Source organism: Rhodanobacter thiooxydans LCS2, assembly GCF_000264375.1.
Lineage (GTDB): Bacteria > Pseudomonadota > Gammaproteobacteria > Xanthomonadales > Rhodanobacteraceae > Rhodanobacter > Rhodanobacter thiooxydans.
In genome coordinates, this window is record NZ_AJXW01000027.1 from 17570 (window position 1) to 35746 (window position 18177).

The following is an 18177-nucleotide window of genomic DNA, read 5'->3' on the forward strand; positions in this document are numbered from 1 at the left end:
ACGTCGCTTCATGGCTGCAGCAACCGCTCGCGCAGGCCGCCCAGCCGCCGGATCGGCCGAGCCAGCGCGGTGCGCAGTGCGTCGTCGGTGGTCCAGATCTCGGCATGCTCCTTCGCGCGCGAGATGGCGGTGTAGACCAGCTCGCGGGTGAGGATGCGGTTGTCGGCGTCCGGCGGCAGCAGCACGGCCACGTCGCGGTATTCCGAACCCTGGCTGCGGTGGATGGTGATCGCCCAAGCGCTGTCGTGCGCGGGCAGGGCGCGCGGCGAGTAGCTGCGCAGGCCGGCGTTGCCGTCGCGGTCGCTGAGCTCGAACCACACGCGCAGCCCTTCCGCACTTTCCAGCGCGATGCCGACGTCACCGTTGAACAGGCCGCGGGCGTAGTCGTTGCGGGTGATGATGACGGGGCGGCCGGGGTACCAGGCGCGGCCGGCGTCGAGGCCGAAGCGCGCAGCGAGCCGGCGCAGCATCAGCTCGTTGATGCCCTGCGCGCCAAACGGACCGTCGCGCAACGCGCACAGGATCTGCAGCTGGCGCAGCCGCGGCAACGCTTCGGCGGCGTCGATCGCCGAACCCAGCAGCGACTGCAGCAGGTCGTTGTGGCGCTCGATCCAGCCATCCACGCAGGCGCGCAGCGCATGCCCGTTGGGACAGTGGCGCAGGTGCAGGTCGCCGTCGCGGCGCTCGCGCAGCAGCGTGTCCAGCCAGGCTGGATCGGGCGCATCGCGCAGCGCCTCGACGCCGCGCTGCAGGCCGCTGCCGGCGCGCCAGCTGTGGCTCAGCGTGAGCACCTGGCCGGCCAGCGGGGCATTGTCGGCGGCGCTGCCGGGCGGGTGTTGCAGCAGCGGCGCGAGCAGGGCGGCCAGCGCCGGCGGCAGTCGCTGGCGCGGCGCGGCGGCGACGATGTCGGCCAGCACCGAGCCGGCGTCGACCGAGGCCAGCTGGCCCGGATCGCCGAGCAGGATCAGCACTGCCCCCGGGCGCAGCGCCTGCAGCAGCTGGCGCATCATCGCCAGGTCCACCATCGAGGCCTCGTCCACCACCACGAGGTCCTCGGCCAGCGGGTTGTGCGGGCCGCGCTCGAAGCTGTCGTCCATCGGCCGGTAGCCGAGCAGGCGGTGCAGCGTGCGCGCATCGGCGTGCGGAATGTGCGGCACGAGGTCGCCAAAGCCGGTGCCTGCAAGGCTGGCCTGCAGCTCGGCCTTGCCCTTGGCGATGGCCTGCGCCAGCCGCTGGGCGGCCTTGCCGGTGGGCGCGGCCAGCGCGATCAACGGCTGCGCCGGCAGGCCGCAGGCCTGCGCATGGCGCAGCAGCATCAGCAGCATGCGCACCACGGTGGTGGTCTTGCCGGTGCCGGGGCCGCCGGTGAGCACGAAGAAACGCGCGCCGGGCACCGCGGCCACGGCGGCGCGCTGGCCGTCGGTGGCGCCGCGCGGCATGCCGGCGAACAGCGCGTCCAGGTCGTCGGTGAGGGTTGCGGCGGCAAGCGGCAGCGTGCGTTGGGCACAGCGTTGCAGGATCGCCTCGGCGAGCTTCGCCTCGTGTTGCCAGTTGCGCCACAGGTAGAAGCGATCCCGCGCATCGAGCACGAATGGCGTGAACGACGTGCCGTCGCCGACCCAATCGTGGCGGCGCAGCGCTTCCAGCGCATCGGCATCGAAACCGGCGCCGGTGTCCGGGTCGACCAGCGTGGCGCAGGCATGGCCGCGGCCCTCGGCGCGGCTGGCCGCGCTCGCGGCGGCGGCGAGCGCCGCGGAGCCGGTGCGCCCGAGCACCCATTGCGCCAGAGTCTGGTCGATCGCGCGCTCGTCGGCGTCGGCAATCTGCGGCAGCGGGTGATTCATGCGGCCTCCTGTGCGCCGGCGAACGCATGGTCGAGCGCCTCGATCAGCGCCGCCGGCCAGCGCCGCCGCCACACGCCCAGCCCGGGCGCGAGCCCCAGCGCGCGCACGAACAGGTACCAGCTTTCACCCAGGTGGCGTTCGGCCGTATAGCCGTCCATCCGCTGGCGCAGGTAGCGGTGCAGCGCCACGGTGTAGAGCAGCCCCTGCAGCGGGTAGTGGTGCGTGGCCATGGCGGCGGCGAGCGATTCGCCCTGGTAGTCGCGCAGCCGCGCGCCGAGCCAGTTGGTTTTGTAGTCGAGCACGTGGAAGCGGCCGTCGCGGGCAAAGATCAGGTCGGCGAAACCGGTCAGCATGCCGTTCAACGTGGTGGCGTCGAGGCCGGTAGGCACCGCGTCGGCATGGCCGTGGGCCGCGCAGAGCCGGCGCAACGCCGCCAGCGGCACCTGGCGCACCGGGAACTGGAACTCGAATTCGGCGATGCGCTGGTCGGGCGCGAGGTCGAGCAGGCGCAGGCCGCCGCCCAGGTCGGCCTGGCGCGCGCGGTCGATCATCCGGCCCACGCGTTCCAGCGCTTCCTCGTGCGCCAGATGCGGCGCGGCGACGGCCTGCGCGGCGAGCTGGCGGTGCAGCAGCTGGCGCTGCTCGGGCCACAGCGGGCCGGGCTGCGCCAGCTCGAACACCTGGTGCACGGCGTCGCCGAAGCGCGGGCCACGCAGCGGGTACAGCGCGAGCAGGCGGCCGTCTTCGATGTCGTCCTCCACTTCGATAGCCGGTTCTTCCGCGCCGGTTTCGTCGGCGCTGCCGCTGTCCTCGATCAGGGTGGCGGCATGGCGGGTCAGCCCGCTGAAGCTGTGCAGCCACTGGAACGGTCGCAGCTGCGGCAGCGGCGCCTGGGTGGCGCGCGGCGCAAGGGCTTCGACTGGCGGCCGGTAGCGGGTGTAGACGTCGGCGAACGGCGGGGCCAACTGCATGCCGCCGAGTGCTGCGGCCACCGCGGCGAGCGAGGCTTCGCCCTCGGGCAGTTCCAGCTTCCGCTGGGCCTGCCCGAGCAGCAGATCGATCGCCGCCCATTCCCACGCCTGCGCGTCGTCGTCGGGCCTCAGGCCACGGTCTGCCCAGTACACGTGCACGGCGTGCACGGCGCGGGTCAGCGCCACGTAGAGCAGGCGCAGGCGTTCCTCCAGTTCCTCGCGGAAGTGGCGCACGCGGTGCCCGGCAAAATGCGCCGAGCCCAGGTCCACACAGCGCTGGCCGCCGGCATCGTGGTAGCGCAGCAGCTTTGGCGTGCGCGGGCCGTTGCGGTCGCCGATGCGCCATGCCAGCGGCAGGAACACGATGGGAAACTCCAGCCCCTTGCTGGCGTGGATGGTCAGCAGTTGCACGCGGCGGGCGTCGCTCTCGATGCGCAGCTGGCGTTCGTCAGCCGCCTCGGCATCGCCGTCGCTGCCTTCCCGGCGCATCTCCTGCAGCCACGCGTACAGGCCGTCCAGTCCCTGCCGTGCGCCTTCCTCCGCGGCGAGCAGTTCACCCAGATGACGCAGGTCGGTGAGCATGCGCTCGCCTTCCGGCAGCGCCAGCAGGGCGGTGGCGCGCGCGGCCAGCAGTTCGCCGACCAACGCCAGCACGCCGCGACTGCGCACCAGCGCACGCCACGCCTCGAAGCGTTCCAGCTCGCGCTCGAACGCGGCGGGCTGCGTCTGCCACGCGTGGAACTGCTCCAGCGTGGCGCCGAGCAAGCTGGTGGCCAGCGCGCCGCGCACGGTCTGGTCGTCGTCGGCATGCAGCACGGCATACAGCACCAGCTCCAGCTCGCGCGCCACCTCGCCGGCGAAGATGTTGCCGCGGCCGCTGCCCACGCAGGGCACGCCGCGGGCGACCAGCCGCTGGCGCAGCGCCACGATCTGCTTGTTGGTGGACAGCAGCACGGCGACGTCGCCGGGCGTTACCCGGCAGCCACCGATCGCCTGCCGCGGGTCGTTGAGCAGTTCGGCGATGCGGTTGGCGCAGTCGTCCAGCGCCAGCGATTCGAGTTCGCCGAGCGCCATCAGCGGGTTGCCGTTCTTGTCGCACGCATCGCCGCGGAAGGGGTGGATCAGCAGCGGCAGCGTCACCGGCTGGCCGCCGACGGTGTATGGCTGCTGGTCTGCCTTGCCAGCCGGTTCGACCGGCTGATAGCGGATCTGCGGCGGGCTGAAGCCGCCTTCGGTGTGGCCGTACCAGGCGTTCAGCGCCTCGACCAGCGCACGGCTGGAACGATGGTTGGTGCCCAGCGAAAAGCGCTGGCCGGCCTGCTTGCCGGCACGCAGGTAGGCGGCAATGTCGCCGCCGCGGAAACTGTAGATGGCCTGCTTGGGGTCGCCGATCATCACCAGCGTGCCGCGCTCGCGGTAGATCCGCTCGAAGATCGCGAACTGGCGCTGGTCGGTGTCCTGGAACTCGTCGATCAGCGCCACCGGGAAGGCTTCGAACAGGCGGTCGGCCAGCAGGTCGTCAGACGCGTCGCCGCACAGTCGCTGGTACACCGCGTCGATCAACATCGAGAAGGTCAGCACGTGGCGCTGGCGTGCGCGGCGGGGCATCTCATCGCGGCAGGTTTGCGCCGCCGTGGCCAGCACTTCGCCGCGCACGAGGATGTCGCGCATCCCGAGCAGCGGGCGCAGCGTCTGCAACGCATGGATCAGTGGATGCGCAGCGAGCTCGCCGGCTCGGCCGGCAGCGGCCTGGGCCAGCAGTTTTTCCGGCTCGAACACGTCGCTGATCGACTTGGCCAGTTGCGCCTCGTCACCGTTGCGCAGCGCCGGAGTGATCTCGCCCAGTCGACTGCGCAGTGCCGCGTTGGCTCGCTTGTACAGCGTGGCGTCATCTGCCAGCCGCTGCAACTCGGCGATGCTATCGTGGCCGCGCAGCGTGGCGAGTGCATGATCGAGTTCGGCCAGGCCGCCGGCCTCGATCCGCGCGTCGACGCTGTTGGTCAGCCCACCGAGATCGCGCAGCAGGCCTTCCGGGCCATCCTTCAGCAGCAGCTCGGCTTCGCGCGGGTCGACCTCGCCGGCGAGGTAGCGGCGGCGCCAGAAATCCTCCACGCATTCGCGCATCAGCTGCTGCTCGTCGAACAGCTGGTCGTCGGCGAAGGCGGCGCCGCTCTCCAGCGGGTAGTCGCGCTGGATGCGCTGGCACAGCGCGTGGATGGTCGACACCGGCGCGCGGTCGAGGTCGGTGCGGGCAAGCTGAATCCGGCGCAGCGCGAGGCGGGTGCTGTCGGCGTCGGGGCACAGCGCGGCCAGCCAGCTTTCCAGCGGATCGGCGCTGTCCGCGTCACGCGCCGCAGCTTCGAGCAGGCGCTCGGCTTCGACCAGGCGGCGGCGCAGGCGCTCGCGCAGTTCCTGCGCGGCGGCGTCGGTGAAGGTGGTCACCAGGATCTGCTCCACCCGCAGCCCACGTTCGAGCAGCAGGCGCAGGTAGATCACGCCGATGTTCCAGGTCTTGCCGGTGCCGGCGCTGGCCTCGATCAGCACACGTCCGTGCAGCGGCATGGCGCGCCAGTCGAGCGGGGGCAGGGCGGTGGCATCGGTGGCGGTCACGGCGTTTCCATAGGGCGGGTCGAAGGGCTGGCGGGCAGTGCCCGCACTACGACGCCGCCTGGGTAGGGCGGGCACTGCCCGCCGGCTTTGCGTGTGTCAGTGATCATCGGCGGGGCTCTTCAACAGGCTTGCATGGTCCGGATCGAGCACGCTGCAGACCAGTTCGGTGGCGGCGACGAAGGCGCGATGCGCCGGACTGTCCACGTCGAACAGATCGAGGCCGCGGCTGAGCAGGGCCGCGTAGCCGGGCGCGTAGTCGCGCTCGCCGGGGTTGAAGCCATCGCCTTCCCACGCTGCGGCCGCCCTGGCGAGGCGGTGCTCCGGCTCGTTGCTGGCCCAGGCCTGCGCGGTGCGTGGGAAGAACAGCAGCGGTTGCCGCGCGGCGGCCCGATACGCCTCGATCAGGCGGCGCAGGCCGTGGCGCAGTGCGTCGTGCTGCAGCGCCATGATGTTGCCGGGCGTGCCGGCACGCTGGGTGACCAGCACGCTGACACCGCCCTGCGTGCGGCGGACCTGCTCCAGCAACGTGGCCTGCAGGGGCGCGTCGTCGCCGGCACGGGCGAGTTTCAGGCAGGCCCAGTCAAGGTAGAAGCCCAGCAGGTCTTTCAGGTTGGCGGCGCGCCCCGGGCGGGCGTCGAACCACAGCAATCCGCCATCGGCGCCGCGGAACACGCGATCGACCGTGCCGGTCAGGCGCAGGCCGTCGCCGAGGTCGAGGTCGATGGCCTGGGCCAACGCTTGCGCGCCGCCACCGGCGAACAGCGGCCGTGCCTGCGCGAGCATCGGGCGCAGCGAGTCGCGCAGCCGGGTCCAGCTGCGCTCGCCGATCGCGCCGCCGGCCAGCATGCCGGAGCGGGCGAGCCACGCTGGCGGTTCGCTGGGCAGCTCGGCGTGGCCGGCGGCGAGCGACTCGAACAGCAGGCGGTGATCGACCCGCTCGATTTTTTCCAGTGGGGTCTCCAGCGGTTCGCGATCCGGCCAGCCATTGTCGTCCAGCGCCTGCAGGCTGATGCCCTGGCTGCGCAGCAGTGCGTCACGCGCGGGGTCGCGCCAGAAGCGCTGCAGCGCGCCGAGGGCAAGCTCGCCAGCCACGGTTTGGGGCGTGGCCGTTGGTGAGTCGAGGAAAGGCCGGGCGCTGGCGCCGGATAATGCGGCGGCGAGAAATGCCGGCTCGTACGAGAACAGCCGCGGATCATGGCGGGGCCGGCCCTGCGCGTCGCGCTCGTAGTAGCGCGCGTCGAACGGCTGCAGCGGGTGGCGCACGCGCCATGGCCGTTCGGCCTGGGCGTCGGCGGCAAGGCCGTGCTGCTCATCGAGAAACTGCAGCAGCTCGGCCAGCGGCGCGGCGGGGTTGCGCGGCTTGCCGTCGCGCACGCCCTCACCGACGTAGCTCACGTGCAGCACGTCGCGCGCCGACATCAGCGCCTCGAGGAACAGGTAGCGGTCCTCGTTGCGGGTATCGCGGTCGCCGCGGCGCGGCTGGGCGAGGATCCGGTTGAGGCCGGCGTCGTGGCCGGGGCGCGGGAACTCGCCCTCGTTCATGCCGAGCAGGCAGACCACGCGGAACGGGATCGAGCGCTGCGGCACCAGCCCGCAGAAGGTCACCCCGCCGAGCAGAAAGCCCTGACGCTCCGGCACCGCGTCGAGCGCGCCACGCAGCGCCTCGCGCACCACGCTCCACGACAATGGTGTGTCGAGGCCGGCTTCGCTGGCCTGGCTGGCGAGACCGCCGGCGAGCCGGCGCAGGGCGTCCAGCGCATGCTGTTCGGCGGCGTCGCGCGGGTCGGCGAGGAACAGCGCGTCGATCCGTTCCAGCAGCCATGCGCTCCACGCGGCCAGTGGCCGCGCACCGGCGAAGGCGTGGCGTGCCTGGCGCAGCTCGCCGAGCAGGCGATCGAGCTCACCCAATGCTTCCGCCGCGCCGCCGGCGACGCCCTGCAGCGGCAGGATGCCGTCGAGCAGGCCGTCGCCGGCGTCCTGGCCGGCGATCAGCCCGGCGTACATGCGGTCGAGGCCAAATTGCCACGAGTTCGCGTCGACCGCCGCCGCGCCGGCCTCGGCCTTCATCGCCGCGTCCAGCCCCCAGGCCACGCGCGCGCGGCGCAGCCAGCGTTCCAGCGCGTCGCGGCTGCCGGCGTCGATCGCGAAGCGCCGCGCCACCCCCGGCACGTCGAGGAAATCCAGCACCTCGCTGACCGTGAAGCGGCTCTCGGCCAGGTCCAGCCACTGCGTGAACGCGTGCATCAACGGGTGCGCATGCGCCAGCCCCACGTCGGCCAGATGCCAGGGAATGTGCAGCGGGTCGCGGCGGTACTGCGCCGGCTCGCCGAACACCGCCGCCAGGTACGGTGCATAGGCGCCGATGTCCGGCGCCATTACCACGATGTCGCGGTGCTGCAGGGTCGGGTCGTCGGCCAGGCAACGCAGCAGGGCATTCTTCAGCACTTCCAGCTCACGCAGGCGGGTGTGGCAGGCATGCACGCGCAGGCTGGCATCGTGGCGCAGCGCGGGCAGGATGTCGTCCAGCGCGGCCCCGTCCGCTTGTTGCGCGCGGATCGGCGCGCCGACCAGCTCCGGCTGCAGACAGCGGATGCTCGACTGCAGGCGGGCGAGCAGCGAGATGGCGTCGTCGAGCGGTTCGGCCTCGTCGAGCGGGTCGCGCTCTTCGGTCACATCGCATTCGTCCAGGGTGAGGCAGAAATCCTGCGCGATGCGGCCGAGCGCAACCAGCAGCGGGTGGCCGACCTCGTAGTACAGCGCCTGTGGGTCGTCCGCGTGGGCGAGCAGGAAGCGCTGCCGGCGCAGGTAGACCCAGTGTTCGCGGCAGGGGTCGGGGAAGTACAGGTGCACCGGCGCGTGCAATGCGGTGGCCTGCAGTGCCGCCAGCACGTCGGGCGGCAGGTGGCTGACCCCGAACACGTGCAGCGGCGGGTCGCCGGCCAGCGCGTTGCCGCTGCGCAGCGCCTCCAGCAACGCGGTGCTGCGCTGCGCGCGGTGCGGCCGCGGGATGGCGGCCCGCAGCCGCTGCCACAGCGCCGCCTGCCAGTCACCGCCGTGCCGCGCAGGGCGCTGTTCCCAGTCGAGGATCCAGTCCGGCCGGTAGATCAGGTACTGGGTGTACAGGCCAGCCAGATGCTCGGCCAGCTGGAAGCTGCGCCGCGCGGCGCCGTCGCCGGCCAGGTAGCTCTCCACTTCCGGCGCCTGCAGTGCGGGCAGGGCCGCCAGCAGGCGCCAGCGCAGCAGCTCGTGCCGGTACGCGCCGCCGACCAGCGCCTCGTCGCCCAGCACGCGGCGGGCCGCGCGTTCGAACCATTGCCACGGCAGGATCATCTCGATGTTGGCGGCGATGCCGTGCCCACCGTGCGGCCCGTTGCGTTGCGCCAGATGGCCGAGCAGCCAGCGCTGCAGCCCCGGGTGCGCCACCACCACGGTCTGCGCGGCCAGCGGGTTGGCCGGGCGCTGTGCTTCCAGCTGCAGCGCCAGCGCGTCGGCCAGCCGCTCGGTGCGGCTGCCGCGGTGGACGATCAGTCCGCCTGGGTTGTCCCTCATGCCTTCCTGCTCTGTTCGACGCAACCTGCACAGCATACCGAGCCGTGGCTCATCGTTTGCGACATGTCGATTCGCCGGGCCGCCGTTCGTCATTCGCATAGGGCCGGGGCTGCCTGGCTTTCGTCCATCCAGAGGAGGCATGACGATGCGATGCATGGTGATAGTGAAGGCGAACCGGGATTCGGAAGCCGGGGTGATGCCCAGCGAGCAGTTGCTGAGCGCGATGGGTCATTACAACGAGGAACTGGTGAAGGCTGGCATCATGCTGGCGGGCGAGGGCCTGCAGCCCAGTTCGAAGGGTGTGCGGGTGAAGTTCTCGGGCCACGCGCGCACGGTGACCGACGGTCCATTCGCGGAAACCAAGGAACTGGTGGCCGGCTTCTGGCTGTGGCAGGTGAAGTCGATGGAGGAAGCGGTCGAGTGGCTCAAGCGCGCGCCGTTCGACGACGATGCGGAGCTGGAGATTCGCCAGGTGTTCGAGGCCGACGATTTCGGCGCCGAGTTCACGCCCGAACTGCGCGAGCAGGAGGAACGCCTGCGCGCGCAGCTCGCCGCGAAATCGTGAACCGCGCGGCAGGCCGGCGTGCGTGACGCCGGCAGGCCGTGACTTCCGGCCTTGCGCCGGTGCCATGGGGATGCTGTGATCGCTCGTCATGAGCGTAACCGAAACCCATCGCACCATCGACGCCGTCTGGCGGATCGAGTCGGCCCGGTTGATCGCCGGCCTGACGCGCATGCTGCGTGACGTCGGCCTGGCCGAGGAGCTGGCGCAGGACGCGCTGGTGGTGGCGCTGGAGCAGTGGCCGCAGAGCGGCGTGCCGGACAACCCCGGCGCCTGGCTGATGACCACCGCGAAGCATCGCGCGATCGACCGGCTGCGTCGCAGCAAGCTGCTCGAACGCAAGCACGAGCAGCTGATGCACGAGCTGGAACACGAACAGGACTCCGCGAGATCGGCGAACGAGGCGGCGCTGGACGACCCGTTCGGCGACGACCTGCTGCGGCTGATCTTCACCGCCTGCCATCCGGTGCTGTCGATGGAGGCGCGCGTGGCACTGACCCTGCGCCTGCTCGGCGGCCTGACCACCGAGGAAATCGCGCGCGCCTTCCTGCTGCCCGAGCCGACCATCGCGCAGCGCATCGTGCGTGCCAAGCGCAGCCTGGCCAAGGCCGAGGTGGCGTACGAGGTGCCGCGCGGCGAGGAGATCGCCGGGCGCCTTTCCGCGGTGCTCGGCGTGATCTACCTGATCTTCAACGAGGGCTACGCGGCCACCGCCGGCGACGACTGGATGCGCCCGGGGCTGTGCGAGGACGCCCTGCGGCTGGGCCGCGTGCTGGCCGGGCTGATGCCGCGCGAGCCGGAGGTGCACGGCCTGGTGGCGCTGATGGAGCTGCAGGCCTCGCGTTCGCGCGCACGGGTGGACGCACATGGCGAGCCGATCCTGCTGCTGGAGCAGGATCGGGCGTTGTGGGACCGGCTGCTGATCCGCCGCGGCCTGGCTGCGCTGGAGCGGGCCGGAAAGCTCGGCGGCGCGCTGGGCCCGTATGCGTTGCAGGCGGCGATCGCGGCCTGCCATGCGCGCGCGATGAGCAGCGGGGAAACCGACTGGCCGGGCATCGCGGCGCTGTACGCCACGCTGGCCGAGGTGGCGCCGTCGCCGGTGGTCGAGCTCAACCGCGCGGTGGCCGTGGGCATGGCGGACGGCGCAGCGGCGGGCCTCGCCCTGGTCGATGGCCTGGTCGGCGAACCGAGCCTGCAGCGCTACCACCTGTTGCCGGCGGTGCGCGGCGATTTGCTGGTCCGGCTGGGCCGCATCGAGGAGGCCCAGCGGGAGTTCGAGCGGGCCGCCACCCTGGCGATGAACCGGCGCGAGCGCGAGCTGATGCATCGCCGCGCCCGGGCCTGCAGCGGCAACGCGCCACCCGGTTGAACGACCTCGCCCCGGCCTGCCCGGCGCGCCGACACGGCGCAGTGGATTAATGCGTAGTCCCGTGATGAAGTATGCCGACTATCGGTGCGTAGTTTGTTCGTTCGGGGGAAGCCGGCCAGCGGATGGATAGCCAACAACAGGCAGGTGGCGAGCTTCGCGAACGCTTCTACCGGAGCGTGGCGGAAACCCTTGCGCTGTTGCATGCCCCACCGGACCCCGACCGCCGCCGCACCCTGGCCACGATCGCGGGCATCCTCGCGTCGACCATGGATCTTCCGCTGGTATGGATCGGGCGGCGTGAACCGGATCGCCATGACGTCGAGGTCGTGGCGGCGGCGGGAACTGCCGCGGCCTACGCGTCTGCGCTGAAGCTGAGCGCGGACGAATCCGTGCCTGGCGGGCGCGGGCCGGTGGGCAGGGTGTTGCGCGAGGAACGGGCCCGGGCGACCCCGGTCGGCGCGCCGGAGTTCGTGCCGTGGCGCGAGGCCGCGCGACGGCACGGATTCGGCTCCTGCATCGCGGCCGCATCGAGGACGCGCGACGACGGCCAGCTGGTACTGGTCGCCTACTCCCGCGACGACGGCCCCAGCCTGAGCGACGAACTGCTCGACTGGGCGCAGCGGCTGGTCGACGAGCTGAGCCGGTACTGGGACCACCACGGGTTGCTGGAACGCAGCGCGCGGATGAGCCGTTATCGCGATGCACAGCGCGCGATCCAGCGCGCCTTGCTGGAGCAGCCCGACCCGGCGGCGGTCTATTGCACGCTGGCCGAGGCGCTGGCCGATATCGCCGGCGCCGCCGCGGTCGACGTATTCGCCACCGAGGACGATGAGCCGGTGCTGCGGCGGATGGCGCTGGTCGGGCCGCTCGCGGATGTCGTGCGCAGCCTGCCGTTGCCGCCGAGGTACGACGACGGGGCGGTGGTGCTGGCGCCGACGCAGGCCTTCATGCAGGGTGTACCGGTCATCCGACGCCGCTCGCCCGGACCATGCCAGGGCAACACCGCGTTCCGCCATGAGTTGCTCGAACACGCCGCCACGGTGGGCTGCTGGCCGTTGTTCGCGTCGGCCGACGCGATCGGGGCGACGCAGGCGCCGACCGGCGTGTTCGTGGTGATCACCATCGAGCCGGATGCCTTCGACGATGAGATGTGCCGCCTGCTGGACGAGATCGCCGACGCCACCGGGCTGGCGCTGCGCCAGCACGCGCAGCGGCACGCCCTGCTGCGGGAACAGGAGCGGCAGACCTACCTCGCCCTGCACGACGACCTCACCGGCCTGCCCAACCGCCGCGCGCTGGACCGGCACCTGGAGATTGTGCTGGAGCGCGCCCGGCGTCGCGGCCGCATGGTCGCGGTGGGGCTGCTCGACCTGGACGACCTGAAGCCGATCAACGACCGTCACGGCCATGCCGTGGGCGACCGCCTGCTGGCCGAGATGGCGGAACGATTCCGGCAGATGCTTCGCGCCGGCGACTACGTGGCCCGGCTCGGCGGCGACGAGTTCGTGCTGGTGTTCGAGGATCTCGATGCGGCGCAGGACATCGACGGCTTGCTCGAGCGCATCGGCGAGGTCCTGCGCTTTCCGATGAACATCGACGGCACCGTCATGTCGGTGGGCGCCAGCCTGGGCATTGCGCTGTACTCCAGCGAGATCCGCAGTACCGGCGAACAGCTGCTGCGCCGCGCCGATCAGGCGATGTACCTGGTGAAATCACGCAAGCGGCGTCGCTCGCGCTGGTGGTCGCTGGTTTCGCCCGAGGGCGTGGTGGACGAGGCCGACGAACCCGATGCCGCGACACCCTACGGCGAACATGCCGCCGCATTGCTGGACGGCTGCAGCAAGGCGTGGGAGCCGCGGCTGCCCGGCATCGTGGAAAGCTTTCATGCCGCACTGCGCGCACACGACGGCATCTCCAGGCTGCTGGACGTGCTTCCGGCCGAGGACCTGAGAGCGTTCGAGCAGCACCAGATGCGGCATCTGCGCGCCCTGCTGCAGGGTGACCTGGACCTGGCCGGCCATCGCGCCCGGGCGACCCGCACCGGCTTGTTCCATGCGGCCTGCGGGCTGGAGGAGGTCTGGCTGCTGGAGGCGATCGAGCAGCTGCGCGACATCCTGGCCGCGGTGCTGGCCGGCACCGGCCAGAACGACCGCCGCGCGCTGGCGATCCTGTTGCAGCGGCTGGGCATGGAACGGCAGTGGCAACTGGAAAGCATGCGCGAACTGCAGCGCCGCCGGGTGGCCTTGCTGGCCAGGGTCAATGCGCTGGCGTGGTCGGCCGAGGGCTACCTGGAACTGATCCAGGGCGTGGCCGACATCCTGGTGTCGCACAAGGAGATCGTCGCCTGTTCGGCCGGGCGCCCGGACGCGATGGACCAGCTGACCTACGAGGCGGTGGCGGGAGCGGCCTTTGCCGAGTACCTGCACGCACTGGTCGGCGGCAAGGCGGCGCCGATCCGGGTCGACGCTGGCCAGCCGGCGGGGCAGGGACCCAGCGGGCGTGCCTGGAGTACGGCGCGGATCCAGCGTTGCGCCCACTACGGCAGCGATCCGGCGATGGCGTCCTGGCGCGACATGGCGCTGAGCCTCGGGGTGGTATCCAACGTGGCCATTCCGCTGTGCGCTTCGCCGCTGCAGCCGGCGGTGGTGCTGACCGTCTACAGCCCCTACGCGGGCGGTTTCCACAGCGAGGACCAGCGCGCCTTCCTCGAACAGATCAAGACCGTGCTGGACCTCGCCCTGGCGCGGCTGGCGCCGCCGCGCCAGGGCACCGAGCTGCTGCCGTTCTTCGTGCGCGAGCGCTGGCGCGCGATGGTCGCCACCGACGCGCTGCAGATGCACTACCAGCCGCTGGTCAGGCTGTCCGACGGCCGGGTCGCCGAGATCGAGGCGCTGGCCAGATTGCGCGACCAGGATGGCGAGCTGCTGGCGCCGGCGCGCTTCCTTCCCGCGCTGGGGGCGGACGACCTGCTGGCGCTGTTTCGCCAGGGCTTGGACCAGGCCGTCGCCTGCCGCGAGGCGCTGTTGCGCGTGGGGCATGCGCTGGACGTCTCGGTGAACGCGCCGGCGGCCGCGCTGCAGGATCCGCGCTACGCGGAGGTGGCGGCGGCGGTCATCGCACGCAGCGGCTGCGCGGCGCAGGCGCTGCTGTTCGAGATACTCGAATCGCCGATCGGCACCGAGCATGCCGCCGTGCCGCATGGCTCGGGCATGCAATCGCTGAAGGCGCTCGGCGTGCGTCTGGTCGAGGACGATCTCGGCGCAGGCTACAGCTCGCTGATCCGCCTGCGCCAGTGGCCGTTCGACCGCATCAAGATCGATCAGGCCATCGTCGGCCAGGTGCGGCAGGATCCGCTGGGCACCTTGCGCTTCATCCGGCAGCTGATCCGGATCGGACACGACCTGCGGCTCGAGGTGGTGGTCGAAGGGCTGGAGTCGCCCGAACTGATCGAGGCGGCTACGATCCTCGGCGCGGATTTCGGCCAGGGCTACGCGCTGGCACGACCGATGCCCGCAGATGCTTTGTCCACCTGGCTGGAGGGCTACCGGCCGGCACCGGGTTCCATATGGCCGCAAACCGGGCTGGGCGCGCTCGCCGGCGAGCTGCGCTGGGAGGAGCAGTTCGTCGCCTTGCCGCCGGATCCCGCAAGCTGGGCCCGGCTTGCACAGATCAGCTGCGACCCCGGCGAATACCTGCACCGGCCGGAACTCGGCGAGGTGCTGGATGCCAGTCACCAGGCCATGCACCGGGCCGCCCTGGCCGGCCCGGCCGACCCGGTCTACCGCCGCGAGCGCGAAGCCTTCCTCGCGCTGCTGGTCGGGCACGTGCTGGACAGTTTTCAGCAATGAGCCGTTGTGTGCACGCACGCTGCGCTTCGGTACCGCTGAAACGACGAAACCGGCCGCAAGGGGCCGGTTTCCGGATCAGATGGTGGGCGATGCAAGGATCGAACTTGCGACACCTGCCGTGTGAAGGCAGTGCTCTACCGCTGAGCTAATCGCCCGGTCGAGAACGCGGCATTCTAGGGGCAGTCGCCGGGTGGGTCAATGCCCGGCGGAGCCCGGAGCGCGCGAGGCCGGTGACGCAGGTTGCTAGACTTGCGTCCCCCTACTTCACGTCGAAGCGCACCACCATGGAATTCATCAACGATCACCTGGCCGGCATTCTGCGCGCCCTGCAGCAGTTCGAGCTGACGCCGTGGAAGATGGTCGGTTTTACCGGAACCTTGCTGTTCACCAGCCGCTGGTTCGTGCAGCTCTACTACACGCGCAAGTACAAGCGGGTGGTGATGCCGCTGGCGTTCTGGTGGCTGTCGGTGTTCGGCAGCGCCCTGCTGCTGGCGTATTTCGTGGTCGGCAAGAACGATTCGGTGGGCATCATCTCGAACTTCTTCCCGGTGTTCGTCTCGGTCTACAACCTGGTGGTGCATTTGCGCCACCGCAAGAACAGCGTCACCGGCGACGCGACCGCGTGATGGCATGGCGCCCATGCGGGCGCCGTGCGGTCAGTCCGGGTCGTAGTCGAGGTTGGCGGCCAGCCAGCGTTCGGCTTCGGCCTGGCTCCAGCCCTTGCGTTTGGCGTAGTCCTGCACCTGTTCCAGGCTCAGGCGGCCGACCACGAAATACTGGCTGCCCGGGTGCGAGAAGTACCAGCCGGACACCGCCGCCGCCGGGTACATCGAGAAGCCTTCGGTAAGTTCGATGCCGGCGTTGTTGGTGGCGTCCAGCAGCTTGAACAAGGTGGCCTTCTCGGTATGGTCGGGGCAGGCCGGGTAGCCAGGGGCGGGGCGCACGCCCTGGTACTGCTCGGCGATCAGCGCCTCGTTGTCCAGGGCTTCGTCGGGCACGAAACCCCAGAACTCCTTGCGCACGCGCTGGTGCATGCGTTCGGCGAAGGCTTCGGCGAAGCGATCGGCCAGGGCTTTGAGGATGATGGCGGAATAGTCGTCGTGCTCGGCGTGGAAGCGCTCGAGGTGCGGCTCGATGCCGAGGCCTGCGGTGACGGCGAAGCCGCCGATCCAGTCGGGCTTGCCGAACGCCTTCGGCGCGATGAAATCGGCCAGGCACAGGTTGGGGCGTTCCACCGGCTTGTCGGCCTGCTGACGCAGGTGGTGCAGCCTGGCCAGCGGCTGGGTGCGGGTGTCGTCGGTGTAGATCTCCACGTCGTCCATGAGGTTGGCAGCCGGCCAGAAGCCGATCACCGCGCGCGCCTTCAGCCACTTCTCGTTGACGATCTTGTCCAGCATCGCCTGCGCGTCGGCGAACAGCTCGCTGGCCTGCGTGCCGACCACGGCGTCGGTGAGGATGGCCGGGTAGTGGCCGGCCAGTTCCCAGGCCTGGAAGAACGGCGTCCAGTCGATGGTTTCGCGCAGCTCGGCCAGCGGGTAGTCGTCGAACACGGTGATGCCGGGCTGCACCGGCTGCGGCGGGTCGTAGCTGGCCCAGTCGCAGGTGAAGCGGTTGCCACGCGCGTGTTCCAGCGTCACCAGTTTCTTGCCGGGGCCGCGGTGCTTGTGGCGCTCGCGCACCTCGGCGTATTCGCTGCGCACCTTGGCCAGGAAGCCGTCGACCAGCTCCTTGCTGACCAGCGACTGCGCCACGCCGACCGCGCGCGAGGCGTCCTTGACCCAGACGCAGGCGGTTTCGTAGTTCGGCTCGATCTTGATCGCGGTGTGCGCGCGCGAAGTGGTGGCGCCGCCGATCAGCAGCGGGATGCTGAAGTTGCGCCGCTTCATTTCGCGGGCGACGTTGGCCATCTCTTCCAGCGACGGCGTGATCAGGCCGGAGACGCCGATCATGTCGGCCTTCTCCTCGATCGCAGTGTCGAGAATCTTCTGCGCTGGCACCATCACGCCGAGATCGATCACCTCGAAGTTGTTGCAGGCGAGCACCACGCCCACGATGTTCTTGCCGATGTCGTGCACGTCGCCCTTGACCGTGGCCATCACGATCTTGCCATTGCTCTTGCTGGTGTTGCCGCTGAGCTTTTTCTCTTCCTCCATGAAGGGCAGCAGCCAGGCCACCGCCTTCTTCATCACGCGGGCGGATTTGACCACCTGCGGCAGGAACATCTTGCCGGCGCCGAACAGGTCGCCGACCACGTTCATGCCGTCCATCAGCGGGCCTTCGATCACGTCCAGCGTGCGCGTGACGGTCTGGCGCACTTCCTCGGTATCTTCCACCACGAACTGGTCGATGCCGTGCACCAGCGCGTGTTCCAGCCGCTTGCGCACCGGCAGTTCGCGCCAGGCCAGCGCGTTGCCGTTGTCCTGGCCGCGTGCGCCCTTCTTGTGCCTCTCGGCGATCTCCATCAGCCGCTCGGTGGCGTCGGCGCGGCGGTTCAGCACCACGTCTTCCACGCGCTCGCGCAGTTCGGGTTCCAGTTCGTCGTAGATCGCCAGCTGGCCGGCGTTGACGATGCCCATGTCCATCCCAGCCTGGATGGCGTGGTAGAGGAACACGCTGTGGATCGCCTCGCGCACGCTGTCGTTGCCGCGGAACGAGAACGAGACGTTGGAGACGCCGCCGGAAAGGTGCGAGTGTGGGAAGCGCTGTTTGAGCAACTTCGCCGCCTCGATGAAGTTCACCGCATTGTCGGCGTGCTCCTCGATGCCGGTGGCAATCGGGAAGATGTTGGAGTCGAAGATGATGTCCTCGGGCGGGAAACCCACTTCCTCGGTGAGCAGCCTGTACGAGCGCTCGCAGATTTCCAGGCGACGCGCCACGGAATCGGCCTGGCCGTTCTCGTCGAACGCCATCACCACGGTGGCGGCGCCGTAGCGCAGGATCTTCCGCGCCTGCTCCAGGAACGGGCCTTCGCCCTCCTTCAGCGAGATCGAGTTGACCACGCCCTTGCCCTGCAGGCACTTGAGGCCGGCCTCGATCACGCTCCACTCGGAGGAGTCCACCATCACCGGGATTTTCGCGATGTCCGGCTCGGCGGCGATCAGGTTGAGGAACTTCACCATCGCCGCTTCGGAATCGAGCAGGCCCTCGTCCATGTTCACGTCGAGGATCTGCGCGCCGCTTTCCACCTGCTGGCGGGCCACTTCCACCGCTTCGTCGTAGCGGTCTTCCTTGATCAGCTTCTTGAACTTCGCCGAGCCGGTGACGTTGGTGCGTTCGCCGACGTTGACGAACAGCAGGTCGGGCGTGATGACCAGCGGCTCGAGGCCGGACAGGCGGGTGTGGCGGGGAGTGGTCATGCGTTTGCTTTCGCCTTGCTTGTTTTTTGCTCGTCATTCCCGCGCAAGCGGGAACCCAGTTTCGCTTT

Annotated in this window: 8 protein-coding genes and 1 tRNA gene; 4 read left to right on the forward strand and 5 right to left on the reverse strand. The window is 70.4% G+C overall.

Features of this window, described 5'->3' with window-relative positions:
* Positions 1-8 precede the first annotated feature (8 nt).
* The 3 genes from recD to recC all read right to left on the reverse strand — a co-directional run bounded on the left by recD (position 9) and on the right by recC (position 8974).
* A complete protein-coding gene (gene recD / locus UUA_RS06440) occupies positions 9-1844 on the reverse strand; it encodes an exodeoxyribonuclease V subunit alpha (RefSeq protein ID WP_008435274.1) in 1836 nt (611 codons plus the stop codon).
* Positions 1841-5425 carry a UvrD-helicase domain-containing protein gene (locus UUA_RS06445; protein WP_008435275.1) on the reverse strand — a complete coding sequence of 1195 codons (3585 nt, stop codon included), beginning with the start codon at positions 5423-5425 and terminating at the stop codon, positions 1841-1843. Before UUA_RS06445 ends, recD begins: the two co-directional genes overlap by 4 nt.
* 96 nt (positions 5426-5521) lie before the next feature.
* Positions 5522-8974, reverse strand: a complete 3453-nt coding sequence (gene recC, locus UUA_RS06450; protein WP_008435276.1) for an exodeoxyribonuclease V subunit gamma — start codon at positions 8972-8974, stop codon at positions 5522-5524.
* A gap of 145 nt (positions 8975-9119) precedes the next feature.
* Here recC and UUA_RS06455 point away from each other — a divergent pair, with 145 nt between their 5' ends.
* From UUA_RS06455 to UUA_RS06465, 3 genes are all read left to right on the forward strand, one after another.
* Entirely contained in the window at positions 9120-9539 is a 420-nt protein-coding gene (locus UUA_RS06455) for a YciI family protein (RefSeq protein WP_008435277.1), read from the forward strand.
* Between the two features lie 88 nt (positions 9540-9627).
* Complete coding sequence (locus UUA_RS06460; RefSeq protein ID WP_008435278.1) at positions 9628-10905, forward strand: RNA polymerase sigma factor; 1278 nt, start codon at positions 9628-9630, stop codon at positions 10903-10905.
* Between the two features lie 122 nt (positions 10906-11027).
* Entirely contained in the window at positions 11028-14753 is a 3726-nt protein-coding gene (locus tag UUA_RS06465; RefSeq protein WP_008435279.1) for an EAL domain-containing protein, read from the forward strand.
* A gap of 80 nt (positions 14754-14833) precedes the next feature.
* Here UUA_RS06465 and UUA_RS06470 read toward each other — a convergent pair.
* Positions 14834-14908 (reverse strand) — tRNA-Val (locus tag UUA_RS06470).
* 129 nt (positions 14909-15037) lie between these two features.
* Between UUA_RS06470 and UUA_RS06475 the strand changes: the two genes are divergently transcribed.
* Positions 15038-15379: a lipid-A-disaccharide synthase N-terminal domain-containing protein gene (locus tag UUA_RS06475; RefSeq protein ID WP_008435280.1), complete on the forward strand. Its 342-nt coding sequence runs from the start codon at positions 15038-15040 to the stop codon at positions 15377-15379.
* Between the two features lie 30 nt (positions 15380-15409).
* Here UUA_RS06475 and metH read toward each other — a convergent pair whose 3' ends face one another.
* Positions 15410-18109 (reverse strand): methionine synthase, encoded by a 2700-nt coding sequence (metH, locus tag UUA_RS06480; protein ID WP_008435281.1) that lies wholly within the window; start codon positions 18107-18109, stop codon positions 15410-15412.
* Positions 18110-18177: the final 68 nt, after the last annotated feature.

Coding starts and splice junctions, on each gene's coding strand:
- recD (WP_008435274.1), bottom strand. CDS start 1,844: ATGAATCACCCGCTGCCGCAGATTGCCGACGCCGACGAGCGCGCGATC.
- recC (WP_008435276.1), bottom strand. CDS start 8,974: ATGAGGGACAACCCAGGCGGACTGATCGTCCACCGCGGCAGCCGCACC.
- UUA_RS06455 (WP_008435277.1), top strand. CDS start 9,120: ATGCGATGCATGGTGATAGTGAAGGCGAACCGGGATTCGGAAGCCGGG.
- UUA_RS06460 (WP_008435278.1), top strand. CDS start 9,628: ATGAGCGTAACCGAAACCCATCGCACCATCGACGCCGTCTGGCGGATC.
- UUA_RS06465 (WP_008435279.1), top strand. CDS start 11,028: ATGGATAGCCAACAACAGGCAGGTGGCGAGCTTCGCGAACGCTTCTAC.
- UUA_RS06475 (WP_008435280.1), top strand. CDS start 15,038: ATGGAATTCATCAACGATCACCTGGCCGGCATTCTGCGCGCCCTGCAG.
- metH (WP_008435281.1), bottom strand. CDS start 18,109: ATGACCACTCCCCGCCACACCCGCCTGTCCGGCCTCGAGCCGCTGGTC.